General features: G+C 57.8%; 12 protein-coding genes and 1 pseudogene. 6 read left to right on the top strand and 7 right to left on the bottom strand.

Annotation, left to right across the window (positions count from 1 at the left end):
• Nucleotides 1–49: 49 nt before the first annotated feature.
• The gene (locus tag BMW76_RS24655; protein WP_090869951.1) at nucleotides 50–1192 is read right to left on the bottom strand and encodes a phosphotransferase; all 1143 of its coding nucleotides are present in this window, start codon (nucleotides 1190–1192) and stop codon (nucleotides 50–52) included.
• A gap of 311 nt (nucleotides 1193–1503) precedes the next feature.
• Here BMW76_RS24655 and BMW76_RS24650 point away from each other — a divergent pair, with 311 nt between their 5' ends.
• Genes BMW76_RS24650 through BMW76_RS24630 form a run of 5 tightly spaced genes read left to right on the top strand, consistent with a single transcriptional unit; the run spans nucleotide 1504 to nucleotide 5862 of the window.
• Nucleotides 1504–2307, top strand: coding sequence for an SDR family NAD(P)-dependent oxidoreductase (locus BMW76_RS24650; protein WP_090869949.1), 804 nt, complete (start codon nucleotides 1504–1506; stop codon nucleotides 2305–2307).
• A gap of 42 nt (nucleotides 2308–2349) precedes the next feature.
• Nucleotides 2350–3360: an aldo/keto reductase gene (locus tag BMW76_RS24645; RefSeq protein WP_090869948.1), complete on the top strand. Its 1011-nt coding sequence runs from the start codon at nucleotides 2350–2352 to the stop codon at nucleotides 3358–3360.
• Between the two features lie 49 nt (nucleotides 3361–3409).
• A complete protein-coding gene (locus tag BMW76_RS24640; protein ID WP_090869946.1) occupies nucleotides 3410–4216 on the top strand; it encodes an SDR family NAD(P)-dependent oxidoreductase in 807 nt (268 codons plus the stop codon).
• 50 nt (nucleotides 4217–4266) lie between these two features.
• Entirely contained in the window at nucleotides 4267–4587 is a 321-nt protein-coding gene (locus tag BMW76_RS24635) for a 2Fe-2S iron-sulfur cluster-binding protein (RefSeq protein WP_090869944.1), read from the top strand.
• 39 nt (nucleotides 4588–4626) lie between these two features.
• Nucleotides 4627–5862: a cytochrome P450 gene (locus tag BMW76_RS24630; protein WP_245763357.1), complete on the top strand. Its 1236-nt coding sequence runs from the start codon at nucleotides 4627–4629 to the stop codon at nucleotides 5860–5862.
• Nucleotides 5863–6410: 548 nt separating this feature from the next.
• Here the strand turns inward: BMW76_RS24630 and BMW76_RS24625 are convergent.
• The 6 genes and pseudogenes from BMW76_RS24625 to BMW76_RS24600 all read right to left on the bottom strand — a co-directional run.
• Nucleotides 6411–7075, bottom strand: a pseudogene (locus BMW76_RS24625) (squalene--hopene cyclase); the annotation flags it as partial.
• 218 nt (nucleotides 7076–7293) lie between these two features.
• Complete coding sequence (locus BMW76_RS24620; RefSeq protein ID WP_090869942.1) at nucleotides 7294–8088, bottom strand: cyclase family protein; 795 nt, start codon at nucleotides 8086–8088, stop codon at nucleotides 7294–7296.
• A 43-nt stretch (nucleotides 8089–8131) separates the two neighbouring features.
• Nucleotides 8132–9706, bottom strand: coding sequence for an indolepyruvate oxidoreductase subunit beta family protein (locus BMW76_RS24615; RefSeq protein WP_090869940.1), 1575 nt, complete (start codon nucleotides 9704–9706; stop codon nucleotides 8132–8134).
• 17 nt (nucleotides 9707–9723) lie between these two features.
• Nucleotides 9724–11925, bottom strand: a complete 2202-nt coding sequence (locus BMW76_RS24610; protein WP_090869938.1) for a thiamine pyrophosphate-dependent enzyme — start codon at nucleotides 11923–11925, stop codon at nucleotides 9724–9726.
• 164 nt (nucleotides 11926–12089) lie between these two features.
• On the bottom strand, nucleotides 12090–12998 hold the full coding sequence (locus tag BMW76_RS24605; RefSeq protein WP_090869936.1) for a LysR family transcriptional regulator: 909 nt from the start codon (nucleotides 12996–12998) through the stop codon (nucleotides 12090–12092).
• Nucleotides 12999–13098: 100 nt separating this feature from the next.
• Nucleotides 13099–13878: an HpcH/HpaI aldolase family protein gene (locus BMW76_RS24600; protein WP_090869934.1), complete on the bottom strand. Its 780-nt coding sequence runs from the start codon at nucleotides 13876–13878 to the stop codon at nucleotides 13099–13101.
• A 238-nt stretch (nucleotides 13879–14116) separates the two neighbouring features.
• On the opposite strand from BMW76_RS24600, the gene BMW76_RS24595 reads away from it, so the two are divergent.
• On the top strand, nucleotides 14117–14380 hold a 264-nt coding region (locus BMW76_RS24595; RefSeq protein ID WP_143062307.1), incomplete at its 3' end, for a transposase.

Below are 14380 nucleotides of genomic sequence, written 5' to 3'. Positions count from 1 at the left end.
GCGGCATTGGTAGCGGCACGCTTACCGTGCCATTCAACACGCCCGAAGGTTATCGACCCATGATGTCATGAATCTCGTGATCGAGCGCTGCCATCGCGAATCGCGGGGCGACCGCACAATTGTTGACTTCCACCTGCCATTCCACGGGGTTCACTAGCCAGAAGAACAGCCCATAGACGATGTGCCGTCGATACGCGTCGAGCGCGCTTTCAAATGAGGGCGGGTTGTTCACGCCGTGAAACGCGAGTCGTTCGAGATAGTGCTCAAGCAACGGTCGCTCCCATCTTGGTCGATCCGCAATGTCCAATGCTGAGATCAGGAAATACGTGACATCATGGGCCCACGGTCCTCGTCGATATGACTGCCAGTCGAGAAAGCCAGGCGTGCCATCGCGGTCGAAATACAGATTTCCGAGGTGAACGTCGCCATGGAGAAGCGTCATCGGCCCGATACGGTCGAAAGCGCGCAGATCGAGCAACGCGCGCTCCATCCAGTCCCGATCGTGAAACCGCTTCGGAACGGCAGCCCCGCGCGGCATTTGCGTATAACTCGCGAAAACATCGGGTTGTAACTGGCCCCAGTGATATGTGCCTGACTCGCCATCGGGGAGCGGATTCTGCGGCGCGAGCCAGGCCAGTTCGCCATCGCTATCGAGTTCCGGCGATTGCCAGAACTGAGCATGCCAACGTGCTTGCGCGTCCAGATTCGCCGCAGCCTGGGCAAATGTCAGTGGCTTCTGCACGCGACAGAATTCAACGTCCCGCGACCGTAGATCTTCGAGGATCACGATAGACTGCCCGCTTCGACCGTCCGTCTCTGCGTAGAAGCTGGCCGGAACATTCGCGTGCAAGAGAGGATGGACTTCCTTGAAGAACCTTGCCTCGTATTCGTATATGTAGGCGTTCAGATTCCGATATTCGGGAACGAAACCGCCCTTCACGATCAACGACTCCGGCAAGCCAAGCTCGCGCCCTCTTGCGTTGTAGGCAGGATACACCCTGACTTTGGTAGCGGTTCCGTGCATCACATCGCCCATGGCGAGTGATTCGACCGCCACACCCTCATGACCGCGCGCGAGCGCCGACGTCAGCCACGACGGCGTGATTTCCTCGACGCGCAATGGCAGCCTTCCGACATCTGCGTTTGATCCGTTCGACTCAACGAATGCCCGACTATTGTTCGCAACAGTCATGTTGACGCGCTCCTGAGAAGTGCATGTGAATTCACGCGCATGTTGCGCGGTACGTCCAGACGCTCGCAACAAGGGAAATCCCGGCTGGCACCAGCGTTTTGGCTTTAGAACGACGTGCGTGTTTTTGTGAATCACTTTCGACCCGGTTGCTGGCTCCGTAATCGTCGCGTGCCTCAAACCCTGCCAGTCTTCCTCGAAATTAGTGAAAAGAAGTCACTCTAATTGTTCCTTGAGGTAACCATTGTGTGCCGAACGTTGTCGCTAGAATTCGTAAAAAGGCCTTACATGCAATCCCCTTAGGAGACAACCCGATGACCACGACCGTGCTTGAACGGCTATTCGGTATCAGCGGAAAAGTCGCTGTCGTTACCGACAAGGGACGCAATTCCAGCATCGATATCGCCCCTGTGCTGGCCGAGGCCGGGGCGAAGGTCGTAATCGCGGATCACAATGTGGCGCACATGCAACCTGTCGTCGAAAGAATCCTTTCGGCAGGCGGAGAGGCCATCGCGATTGAGGCGAACGTGGAACGCGAAGCCTCCGTCATTGCGTTGTTCGAGCAGGTGACGGCAACTTGGGGCGGTCCCGATATCGTGGTCAATTGCGCGGCGATGACCAATAACGGACCGCTCACTGACTTCTCCGAAGCGGCTTGGGACGAAGTCATGTCGATCGACCTGAAGTCTGTGTTCTTTTGCATGCGAGAAGCGATCAAGCACATGCTCGTCGCAGGCCGGGGTGGTCGCATCGTGAACGTGACCACTATGGGAGCCGTGCATGCCGTCCTCAATGGGAATGGCGCTTACGGTGCCGCACGAGCCGGCGTAACGGGGTTGGTGCGCTCCGCGGCGCTCGACTATGCCCCTGACCAGATTCTCATCAACTGCGTGCTTCCCGGCGCAGTGCCCGGCAAGGTTCAGTTTCACCCTGACACGCAGGCTCGCCTGAAGACAGAAAAGCTCACAGGACCTGGTACAGATGCAGAGCGACGCTTGCCACTTGGGTGGGGAGATCCCGCCGATATCGCTGCAGCGGTCCTGTACCTTGCGGGCCCGTCGGGCCGCTATATGACGGGTCAGTCGATTACGATCGATGGCGGATTTCTTATTAGCTGAAAGTGCTCGAGTACAAGCATCTTTCCCGATTAGCAGATTCCGATGAACTACAAACGATTGGGTCGCTGTGGCCTCAAGGTCGGTGCGATTTCGCTGGGTGCGGGAAGTTGGGGTACGGGCACCGCGGACGAAAAGTGCGTCAGAGAAATGATGGCCCAAGCGATGGATATGGGAATCATCTACTTCGATAACGCAGAGAGCTACGCGAACGGCAACGCCGAAGTCGTCATGGGGAAGGCGCTGCGGCAGCTTGGCTGGTCGCGAATCAGATATGTCGTATCAACCAAGTTCTTCTGGGGTCTGGAAAAAGGCCCGAACCAAAAGAACACGCTGAATCGAAAGTATCTGTTGCATGCAATCGAAGCGTCGCTCAAACGTTCGCAACTCGACTACGTCGACATCGCCTATTGCCATCGGGCCGATCCGCACACACCCATTGAAGAAACAGTGTGGGCGTTCCATAACATGATCGAGCGGGGTTATGCGCTCTACTGGGGAACGTCGGAATGGAGCGCGCAAGAAATCCAAACCGCCATCGGCATTGCAGAACGCCACAGTCTGCATAAACCCGTCGTCGAACAACCGGAATACAACCTCCTCAATCGCCGTAAGGTGGAAAGCGAATATCCACGCGTTAGCCGCGAATCCGGCATTGGGCTCGCGATCTGGAGTCCGCTGGCAGGCGGCATTTTGAGCGGCAAGTACGTCGAAGGTGTAGCTCCCGGCACTAGAGCCGCAGCCATGGCCGGACTGCCCGAGATGGGCAAGTCCCTCACCGATCGGCGCAGAAATTCGATCGTTGCACAGCTCGCCCCTGTCGCTGCAGACCTGGATGTCCCGCTAGCACAGTTGGCGCTCGCGTGGTGCGCGCGAAATCCTGACGTAAGCACGTTGATCATCGAAGCGTCCACGCCCCAGCAAATCGTCGATAACGTCAAGGCGCTTGACCTCGTCCCGCGGCTGACGCCAGAAGTATTCCGACGCATCGACAATATCATCGGCGACTACAGCGAATCCTGGGTCGGCGGCTCGCCGTGGCACTACGACGATTAATGAGCGCCTGGAAGCATGACTTTCATCGACTACCCAAACGGAGCACTCCATGTTTAGCGAAATCCAGATCGGCGCACGCCTCGTACAGATTTTCAATCTCACCGGAAAGACTGCCGTTGTTACCGGCTCTGCGCAAGGTCTCGGCCGCGAAACAGCGCGACTGCTTGCCGAGGCAGGCGCCAACGTCGTGATCGCCGACCTGAACCCGGATGCCGCATCCGTAACAGCGGCGGATATCGAAGCAAACGGTGGCATCGCAATGCCCTGCAAGGTGGACGTGGCGGATGAAGCTTCCGTCAAGGCACTATTCTCAACTGTCGATGCAAAATTCGGCGGCGTAGACATTCTGGTCAACAACGCCGCGCACCGTTCGAAAGCCGAGTTTTTTGAAATGTCCGTCGAGCAATGGGACCAGATGCAGGACGTCACGCTACGAGGCACTTTCCTGTGTTGCCGCGAGGCGATCACGCGCATGAAGTCAAAGGGCGGCGGTGGCTCGATCGTCAACATTTCCTCCGTTGGTGCACTTCGACCCACGTTGTGGGGAGTCAATGCCCACTATGACGCCGCGAAGGCCGGCGTGGACAGCATTACACGATCACTGGCCAGCGAGTTTGCGGCAGATGGAATCCGCGTCAATTCGATCCTGCCAGGCGGCATGGCCAGCGAGGGCGGCAAGAACATCAGCGCTACGTTCAGGATTCGCGGTCCGATCATGGGCGCAGGCCGCATTCCGATGGGACGGACGGCGGCCCCGATCGAAGTTGCACAGAGTGTGTTCTTTCTCGCAAGCCCTGCCGCAAGCTACGTTACCGGCCAAATCATCGCTGCTGACGGCGGCTTCACGGTCAGCTAGGCGACCTCGGCGACGATGCTCACGCAGCAGTAAAACCTTAGGATATTGAAATGCCAAAAATTACTTTCATCGAGCATGACAACACGGAGCATACCGTCGAAGCGCTTGCCGGTCAGTCGTTGATGCAGGCAGCAATCGACAACTCGGTGCCTGGCATCCTCGCTGATTGCGGGGGCTACTGTAATTGTGCGACATGTCACTGCTATATCGACGAAATGTGGGCCGCAAGGATTCCGACCGCGAAGCATGCGGAGCTGGACATGCTCAGCGGCGCCATTGAGGCGAATAGCAACAGCCGGCTCGGTTGTCAGATTCAGTTGACCAATGAACTGGACGGGTTAGTCGTCCGGTTGCCCCTTTCGCAAACCTGAGTAAAGCAGTCGGCGAATACCTGTTCGTGGAGAACTCACATGTCCCATATCGCTGTCCCTCTCGTTCCCGTACCCGACCATGTTCCTCAAGAACTAGTCATAGACTGGGATTTCAGCAAACCTCCAGGCGGCGAAACCGACATCATTGGCGCGTGGAAGCGCCTTCACGATGGTCCAGACATAGTCTGGACACCGTACAACGGCGGTCACTGGATTCTCACGCGAGCGGAAGATATCGAATTCGCGCAGCGCAATCATAATCCGTTCTCGATGCACGAGATTACGTTGCCCGCAAGCACGACGATGCAGATCTTGCCCCTCTCGGCTGACCCTCCCGAGCACGCAGACTATCGTGCGCTGATCAATCGATTTTTCGCGCCGAAGGTTATACGTGACATGGAGGGCGAGATCCGGGAATTAGCCGTCTCGCTAATCGAAGGCTTCAAGGAAAAAAGCCGCTGCGAATTCATGTCTGACTTCGCAATGAAGTTCCCAATCACGATCTTCATGCGACTCGTGAACCTTCCGCTCACCGATCTGGACGATCTGCTTGAGTGGACCGAGGCAAGCGTTCGTGCAAATGACCCTGAGCGTCGCGAGTGGTCGCAGCGCATGCTGTTCGGCTACCTCGAGGGCATCATTCGCGGTCGCCAAAGGGAGCCGGGCGCGGACCTGATCAGTGCGATCGTGAATGGAACTGTATTCGGACGACCACTCACCGAGCACGAAATTCGCGGCATGATGGTCAACGTCATCTTTGGCGGGCTCGACACCGTCGCGTCGACCATGGGCTTTGCCGTGCTCTATCTCGCTCGCAATCCAGCACATCGTCGCCAACTTGCGGAGCACCCGGAGCTGATGGGCAACGCTGTGGAGGAACTGTTGCGCATGTTTGCGCCCTCCAGCACGGGCCGGGTGATGACGCGCGACTTCGAATACAAAGGTGTCCGCTTCAAGGCGGGAGACCGGGTTTACGTCCGCCCACTGTTGCATGGCATGGACGAACGCAAGTTCCAGTGCCCGATGCACGCCGATTTCGCGCGCGCGAATGCGTCGCAACATGCAGCCTTCGGCAACGGCCCACATCGCTGTGCAGGGGCGCTTCTGGCCAGGAACGAGATTCGCATTTTCCTTGAAGAGTGGTTCCGGCGAATTCCCGATTTCGAGCTCGATCCGGCCGGACGCATCAGCTTCGAAGGTGGAATGGTGAATTGTGTGACGCGCGTGCCACTAGTCTGGGACTCCATCACCCCTCATGCCAGTGCGCGACTTTGAGGAAGATTTTGTAGCCTGTCGATCGCTGTCTAGTGAAAGCGGTATTCGAGCGTTTATTTCCGAATCAGGTTCTCTTACTACTGAAAGAGCGGCCGACTTACTTTAGACCTCTACGCGATCTAAACGCGATATGCCGCTGCTGCGCCGCGCGGGCGACCTTAGGAGCACCCCACGGCGCGACAGCAGCCGATGTCAGAGTCAATGGCCGCATTCGAGGATGCCGCACACAAAGCGAGCGAGTTTCGTCGCGCGACTGTGAGCATCGGCTGCGGACGGCGCACTATACGAGGCAAAGGCTTGTGGCCGCAACAGAATACGGGCAATGACAACTCCGATCTGCTACAACGGGATGTGTCCATTGCGCTGGTCGCGAGCGCCTCACATGAATTTACATTGGTCGACAAATGGCTTCCGGAAAGCCATGTTCGGCCTGTCAACTCCTTGTCACCCTCGTCCAAGAGACATCTCCCCGTTTGTCCTTCGTCGACAACGTGATCGAGACCAGTCATAGAAGAGGGCTAAAGCGCTCCAGTTATCTCCAGAAGATTTCATTCTTTTAGAGACAGTCCGCCCGCCAGCCTGCGATACCGGGCGAGCGCCCATAACGGGAAATACGCCGTATAACCGTGATACTTGAGATAGTAGATACGGGGAAAGCCCGGCGCATTGTGCGAACGATGCCACCAGAAGCCGTCGGCCTGCTGCACGGACAACAGATACGCGATGCCGCGCCGCACTGACTCCGACTCACAGTCGCCGAATGCCATTTGTGCGAGCAGCGCCCATGCTTTGCAGTTGGAAGTACTCTCGCCGCCGTTCGTACCCGCGACCCGCGAGCCCCTAATCGAGGTAACTATGATTGGTTTCTCCCATCCGCCGTCGGCATTTTGACGCGCGTGCAACCGCGCGAGAGAGCGAGCGATGTATGGCTGTGACGGATCTTCGCCGGCCAGCGCAAGACCTGCCAGCACGCTCCATGTGCCGTAAATGTAGTTGGTGCCCCAGCGCCCCCCCAGCTACCATCGATTTCCTGCGTTTGCTTCACGTACTCGATACAGCGCGCGAGCGCGCCATTATCTTCACTACGCCTCGTGATCCCGAGGCACAACAGGACGCGACAAGAGACGTCTTCAGTCGGCGGGTCAAGTAGCGCACCGTGGTCAGCGAACGGGAATGCGTTCAGATAGACGCGGTCGCAATTGGCGTCAAAGGCAAACTGCCATTCAAAGACTCGAATGTGACATTCTTTATGCTGCTGAACGCAATCAGTAATACTGTTTCATACAGTCATGTGTTGGCGGCATTTTCAGTCCTGCCAGCACATCGGGAAAGATTTAGGAAAACAGTTGTAGATAGTGCGCTACTCATGATCGGGACGTTAAAACAAACCCGTGGCCACCCGAACCCCAAGGTCTGATCCTGAATGCGACCCTAAGCATCGTCATCGAAGTCCGGGACAAAAGCCAGAACACGCAGCGGACTGCCAGAGCCTCCTTTAATCTTCAGTGGCGCAGACACGATGACAGCGCCAGTAGGTGGGAGTTGATCGAGATTCGTCAGACACTGCAGTCCATATCGGTTCGCGCCGTGCATTAACGTGTGGCACGGGTACGGTATTGGCCACGCATATGATTGTCCAGCATCTGTGTTAATCGTTTCAACGCCGAAGCCGTGAACGTTGCGTTCGTGGATCATCCACTCAACAGCTTCCTGCGTGGGACCCGGCGTGTGCGCTCCGTCTCCCTGTAAGTTAAGGAATGCGGCGGGGTCGGTGCGCTTTGACCAGTCCGAGCGGAATAAAACCCAGGCGCCCGAAGGAATCTGGCCATGCTGTGCTTCCCATTCGACGAGATATCTCGGGGTCAGCAACCAGTCCGGATTGCCGGCCACTTGCACAGTCGCGTCAACTACAACCGCCGGTGCGATGAAGTTACGACTATCGATTGTGTCAACCGTGTTCTGGGGATGGTCCTTACCCGTTATCCAGTGGACTGGCGCGTCGAAATGGGTACCCGTATGTTCGCCACACGAGAAATTGTTCCAGTACCAGCCAGGGCCGCTCTCATCGTAACGGCTGATTGTCTCCATTTTGAACGCCCAGACCTGTCCGAACTGCGGAGGCAGTTGTAGCGCCGGGAAATCTGATGATAGTGTTTGCGTGAGATCGATCACACGTAAGTCACCGCAGGCGAGGCTGCGCACGAGTTCACCGAGGACCGCATTCATGTCAGTTCTCCTTTGTGGGTTCAGGTCTGATCGACAGCGACGATCAATTCAGCGAGTGTCGCCGCAAAGCATCCCGTAGCGCTTCGCCGTGCTCATCCTCGAGCGCGGCATCGCGCAACTCCCGTAGCGTCATTGGCGCAAGCTGGCCGCCGGAGCGTGCAAGAGCCGTCATCACCGTCTGATAGTTGTGGAGACCGCGCGCGTAGGTGTTGCCATAACCTTTTATCAGCCTTTGACAACGCGTCACCTCTATCGCCAAAGCGGGCCGTTCGGCTACGAGCGCGATCACCTGTGCCAGCCAGTCGTCAATCCGCGCATTTTCAACTGCATAACGCAGCGTGAACCGGCGAATCACGCGAAGACGTGCCACGAAATACAACAGCAGAAAGCCGCGCAATGAAGAGGTCGACACGATACGACCGCGGTCCGTCAGGCGAGCAACCGTACGATGAGCCCATCGAGACCGTTCAAGCCAGCGTCCGACCGGCGCAGGCAACGTATCGCAAATTTCCTCAGTCCTCGGATGCAGGAACTCATTGATCTGAAGTACCTGATTCTGTTGCGCTCCAACTTCGCTGCGAACGCGCGCGAAGCGCGATTCGCGTGTTTTCAGGTCAGCAACGCGAATTGTGTCCTCGAATGACATCCACAGCGCCAGATGGCGCGCGGTTTCCCTCAGCAGCGTCGTCGCCTCGACAGTCGTCGCCGAGCTATTTGCAACGAGCGCGGTTCGCAGTCGGACAAGCCGGTCCAGATACAACGCCGCATATGCCGGACCTTGATAGTCCACGAGTCGACGCACACCTTCACGCGTGAGCGCGTGCGCTTCGTTCGGCAGTTCAGTATGCACACGCTCGAGCAGGCACTTCACCACTGGATCGACTGAACGCGACGGCGAGATGTCCGTCACAGGCCCCCTTGGTTCGCTGTCTTGATCCGAAGCGGGATCGCCTCGCTCCCCATTCGCGGCAAGCGCCGAATCAGCGTGCGCGATCACGCGCCCATAAGCGTCATCGAACGCCCGTAGGCTCGCTTTCACCCCAACGCCACCTCGCTCGATCGTCTCCTCGAACTGTCTGCGACTGAACGGAAGTGCACCAACACCCCCCAACGCACCGAAAAGCACGGCACTGATTACACTGCCAGTCTGGTCGGCCATGCGCAACATATCGAAGCGAACGAAGCGCCGCGCAGCACGCTCAGCATGAGCGATCAAAACATGGTCATCAACGCGACCGTCACCCATCGCTGACTTCTCGCCAATCGAGTACACGCGATGCGTCGATGCGATCAGCGTCGTCCTGTCCTGGGTAACGAGTCCCCGCTGCACTGCGCGGCCCGCCTCCATCAGCTCCGACGCGAGCACAATGTCCACATCCCCCGGGGTCGGCATCAGTGCGAGCACTGGCATACGGCTAGACGCTTCGCCGAGTCTTTGGGGAAACAGTTCAACATAGTAAATTGTGGCGCCAGTGCGCTGCGCAACGCCCGGCACGGATGTCGTTTGTGCGTGATAGCTGTTGTGCTCACCGAGGTCGACAATCCAATCGGCCAGCACGCCACCGCCCTCGCCACCCATCGCGAGAATTGCAATTTTGATTGGTTGTGCATGCTCCATTGCTCTTCGAACCTCGTTTAGAACGCGTACTTAGCGCGCCGTCGTGAGTCGCGACGCTGGAGCCAACCGATAACTGCACCGCGCAAGCGCTGGCGCAACCGATCATGCCAATTCGGGTTATTGATGATTTGCGCGCGATAAAACGAAGGACAAAGAACGGCCGCATGCGAGACCTCTCCGCACAGGCCACACCCAACGCAGCTACCAAGCACTCGCGCAACCGGATCGGTCCGCAGCGGATCTGGATTCGGCCCGATCGACAGTGACGGACAACCCGACAGCCTGATGCACGAGTGGTCCCCCGTGCAGGTATCCGGATCGACGCCAAAGCGCTCGCGGACGACACGCTGCCCCGATGCAATTGCCGCGCTCTGTTTTGGCCGCTCTCTGCGCTGACGATTTAGCATGCATTCGCTCTGTGCGACCAGCACCTTGGGACCGCTCGTATTCGTCGTGAGCGCGTCTTTAAGGCTCGCCGTCATCGCTTTCAGATCGTACGTGCGGCGCAGCGTCTTCACCCATTTGACGCCGACCCCGCGCACAGCCTTTTCGATATCCTGACTGGTGCTTCGCGAACGGTTAAAGGCAACTGACGACAGGATGTCCTGACCGCCTGTCGCTGACGTGTAGCCGTTGTCGACGATGATGGTCAGGTTGTCGCTGCGATTAAACACTGCGTTCGCGATCCCGCTCGTCAGTCCGTTATGCCAGAAGCCACCGTCGCCCATCACTGCGATTGCGCGTTTGCCTTCAGGCACGTTCAGAGCGGCCGTGCTCGCGCTTCCAAGCCCATACCCCATTGTCGTCGCGCCGAGATTGAATGGTGGAAGAATCGAGAACAGATGACAGCCAATGTCTGCACTTACGTGACGGGGCCCGAGCTCGCGCTCAACGAGTTTCATCGCCGTGAAGATCGGGCGCTCCGGGCAACCAGTACAAAAACCAGGTGGACGTGCGTGGACGTGGCCATCAAGCGGCGGCACGGCATCGGCCGGTGCTGGCACCGGCGGCTCCGACCCGACAAGGTCGGGGGGAACGCTGCTCGCCGGCACCACTGGAATGATCTTCCGCACGACCGGCAGTCGGTCCATTGCGCCATAGCGTACAAGAAATGCGCGCAGGCCCCTCATTACCGTGGCCGCATTGTATTCCCCGGCCAGCGGCAGCAGGTCTTTTCCGTGTAGCGCCATGCTGAAACCGGACCGGCGCAAGATCGACGAAGCATTCTGCTCGATGAAGTTCGGCTGTCCCTCCTCGATGACCAGGACCGCGCGCTTTCCCGCGCAGAAACGTTCCCATTCGCTATCGACGAGAGGATACGCGACGTTCATCACATAAAGCGGAATCTCGGATTCACCGTAGACGTCGGCAAGACCAAGGCGCTCGAGCGCGCGCAGCACTGTGTTGTACGAACCGCCCTGCACCACGATACCGATATCGCGCGCTTCAGCGGAGAAGAACTCGTTGAGGCCGCGCTCCTCGATAAAGCGAATCGCCGCAGGCCAGCGCCGCTCAATCTTCTCGCGCTCGTGCAGAAAGCTCGCAGGTGGCAAAACGATCCGGTCGACCTGGCGCCGTGGCGCCTCCATCGCTTCACGAATAGTAAAAGTAGAACGGCGATTGTCCGCAGCAGTGAACTGTCCGTGGAGATGGCATCCCCGGATCCGAAGCTGTACCATCACCGGCGTATTGCTCGCCTCCGATAGATCGAACCCATCCTTCACTGCCTTCACGATGCAAGACAGATTTGGCCTCGGATCAAGCAACCAGATCTGCGATTTCATCGCGAATGCGTGGCTTCGCTCCTGCATGATTGACGAACCTTCGCCGTAGTCCTCACCAACAATCACGAGCGCTCCGCCCGTCACGCCGCCGGATGCGAGGTTTGCCAGCGCATCGGACGCGACGTTAGTGCCGACAGTAGCCTTGAATACGACCGCGCCACGCAGCGGATAATTGACCGATGCGGACAACGCCGCCGCCGCGCCAGCTTCGCTCGCGCTGTTCTCAAACCTGATGCCGTACTCGCTCAGAATGTCTTGCGCATCGGCGAGAACATCCATCAAGTGTGAAATCGGGGCTCCCTGATATCCAGCGACATAGGCGACACCGGATTCAAGAAGAGCTTTCGTCACGGCAAGAATTCCTTCCCCGCTGAACACCTCTCCCGCCCGCAACCGAAGCTTTTTCACTTCCTCAACAAACGATCGCTCAGCCATGACGTCCTCTTCGCTTCAATTCCGACCCACTGACTCTACTGTGGTCAGTATATTTGGCGGGTATGCATTTGCCGAATCAATCAAATTTCCGACGGCTATAAAATGATTTATGAGGCGTGAGGTGGCATTGCCTCATTGCGAGAGCGACGTTTTTCCGCCAGGCCTCATTCCTCGCGCAGTGTGTCGATGATCAGATTGCGGAACCAGACGTTCCACTGGTCGGCATCAAACGCCTCATGCCAATGCACCGTAACCTCGATCTCGGGAGTGTCGACAGGCAAACGATAGATTTCGAACCCGCCGTGCTCGTTAAAGAGACGCGCGACGCGTTGAGGTAACGTAACCACCCAATCCGTTCGAAGGATGATTTGTGGGACGACAGTGAAATGCGGCACCCGCAACCCGATTTTTCTGTGCAGCCCGGCCGCCTGCAGCGAACTCTCGACAGTTAGGTGACTGCTTTCACTTGATGCGACGAGTACGTGTGACATCGCGAGAAAAGCTTCCCGTTCCAGGGTACATCTGGGCAGCCCTTCCCGTTTGCGGGTCATACATACATACGGTTCGCGAAACAGCACTGCGTGACGGGTGGACGCCTTTAGGCTCGGCATGTTGCCGATAGCGAAATCGAGTTGCCCCAGCCGCAATCTCTCGTCGACCTCGCCGATTGGCACCTGCTGGGCGGAAATTTTGACCTCTGATGCCTCGCGCTGAAGACGTTCGCATAGAAGTGGCAGGAAGACCAATTCGCCTAAGTCTGACATCGACAGGTGAAACTCGCGCGAACTCGACATTGGATCAAACTGGTTCCCATGCTGCAGTACCTCGCGGATCGACGCCAATGCGCGGTTAATGGGCGGACGGAGCTGCAGCGCGATCGGCGTTGGCAGCATTCCGCCGGTCGTGCGCACGAACAACTGATCGTCGAACAGCGCCCGCAGCCTCCCAAGGGAATAGCTGAGCGCTGGCTGCGAGAGTCCGAGCCGCTGGCTTGCTCGTGTCAAGCTGCGCTCGTCGATGATCGACTGGAACACCCGCAGCAGGTTCAGATCGACGCTATTGAAGTCGAGCACGACGCGACCTCCATTTCCGCGGGTCGGTCCAGAGGCGTGTGGTTCCTGGAAATGCCCGCCTATTTTCGGTCTCTGTTCTGCCCATATGCGGCCACCGAACTCAACATGTCGATTCGCGGCGTCTCAGCTCAGCGTACACACTGCCAAGGCCTGAGGCGAATACACCCGTGTCAGTCGCCGCGACTACCATATCGAACCCTTGTGCTAACCGCGCGGCGGCATCGGAGGCAGACGTTGTAAAGATGCCGCATCGGATCTTATGTTTTCGAGCCGCAGACAGCACAGTCCGATAGTCTCCCTCGAGCATTTCTGAACTGTCCGGACCGCGCGAGAGGTTAAGGTCGCCCGTTCCGATAAAGACATAGTCGAGACCTTCAACACCAAGGATATCCTCAGCGTGCTCCACCCCTTCTACGGTCTCGATCATGATGCCCACGGTTACACGTTGCCCTTCGTCAAGCATTCCGTTGACGCCCTTGGCAAGCGGTCGAATGCCACCACCGGAACGCGAACCTTCCGGCGGGTATCGACTCGCCCGGACAGCACGACGGGTCTCCGATGCACTTTCGATGAGAGGAACCAGAACCGACGAGGCGCCAGCATCCAGGCTCTCGCCGATCGCATGCGGGTCGTTTGCCGAACAACGGACGATAACCGGTACATGGGAGTGCGCAACACCTATCGCCGCCTCCATCTCACCTCGTCCCCACAACCCGTGCTGACGGTCAATGATGATGGCGCAGGGGCTCGAGTCTAGTGCCATTTCGCACAAGGCAGGACTTCCCAAAGACAGCCATGTGCAAAGCAGTGGCTCACTATGACAAAATCGCTCCTTAAGCGACGGAAATTGGCGCGTAGCGGCGTGTCTTGTATCTCCCATCAAACCTCCGAAGTGCTAGAACCGAACAATGGTTCAAAGTCGTCACCTAGATTTGCCCTTAAGCCAACGAAATCTCCGTCAAACCGCCTGCGGTTTGCTCTAAAACTTGTGCCGGACGCCAACCTGTACAAACGACTGCCTGTTACTCTTCGACGGACTAAGGCAATGCTGATTAAGTCCACCGCTTGTGCGCATCAAGCGTTATAGAGTGCACAAGCAACGAGAAAGGCAAAAGGCAATGAAGCAGCAGACGCTCGCAATGGCCGCGGATCAAGGCGCGGGGTTTGAGACCCGACGCAAACGCACGCGACGCGACGAGTTTCTTGACACGATGAACACGATCGTTCCGTGGACCGAACTGTGCGCGGTAATCGAGCCGTACTATCCGAAACGCGGTAACGGTCGACCGCCGATTGGTTTGGAGCGCATGCTGCGGATTCACTTCGTGCAACACTGGTTCAATCTGGCCGACTTCGCTTGCGAAGAGGCTTTGTATGACAGC

This window comes from Paraburkholderia diazotrophica, assembly GCF_900108945.1.
GTDB lineage: Bacteria > Pseudomonadota > Gammaproteobacteria > Burkholderiales > Burkholderiaceae > Paraburkholderia > Paraburkholderia diazotrophica.
This window is presented reverse-complemented; position numbering and strand designations above follow the sequence as displayed.

Bases quoted from the DNA above. Each gene is read 5' to 3' on its own strand.
- BMW76_RS24610 (WP_090869938.1), bottom strand. From the start codon at position 11,925: ATGGCTGAGCGATCGTTTGTTGAGGAAGTGAAAAAGCTTCGGTTGCGG.
- BMW76_RS24655 (WP_090869951.1), bottom strand. From the start codon at position 1,192: ATGACTGTTGCGAACAATAGTCGGGCATTCGTTGAGTCGAACGGATCA.
- BMW76_RS24630 (WP_245763357.1), top strand. From the start codon at position 4,627: ATGTCCCATATCGCTGTCCCTCTCGTTCCCGTACCCGACCATGTTCCT.
- BMW76_RS24635 (WP_090869944.1), top strand. From the start codon at position 4,267: ATGCCAAAAATTACTTTCATCGAGCATGACAACACGGAGCATACCGTC.
- BMW76_RS24600 (WP_090869934.1), bottom strand. From the start codon at position 13,878: ATGGGAGATACAAGACACGCCGCTACGCGCCAATTTCCGTCGCTTAAG.
- BMW76_RS24645 (WP_090869948.1), top strand. From the start codon at position 2,350: ATGAACTACAAACGATTGGGTCGCTGTGGCCTCAAGGTCGGTGCGATT.
- BMW76_RS24620 (WP_090869942.1), bottom strand. From the start codon at position 8,088: ATGAATGCGGTCCTCGGTGAACTCGTGCGCAGCCTCGCCTGCGGTGAC.
- BMW76_RS24640 (WP_090869946.1), top strand. From the start codon at position 3,410: ATGTTTAGCGAAATCCAGATCGGCGCACGCCTCGTACAGATTTTCAAT.
- BMW76_RS24650 (WP_090869949.1), top strand. From the start codon at position 1,504: ATGACCACGACCGTGCTTGAACGGCTATTCGGTATCAGCGGAAAAGTC.
- BMW76_RS24615 (WP_090869940.1), bottom strand. From the start codon at position 9,706: ATGGAGCATGCACAACCAATCAAAATTGCAATTCTCGCGATGGGTGGC.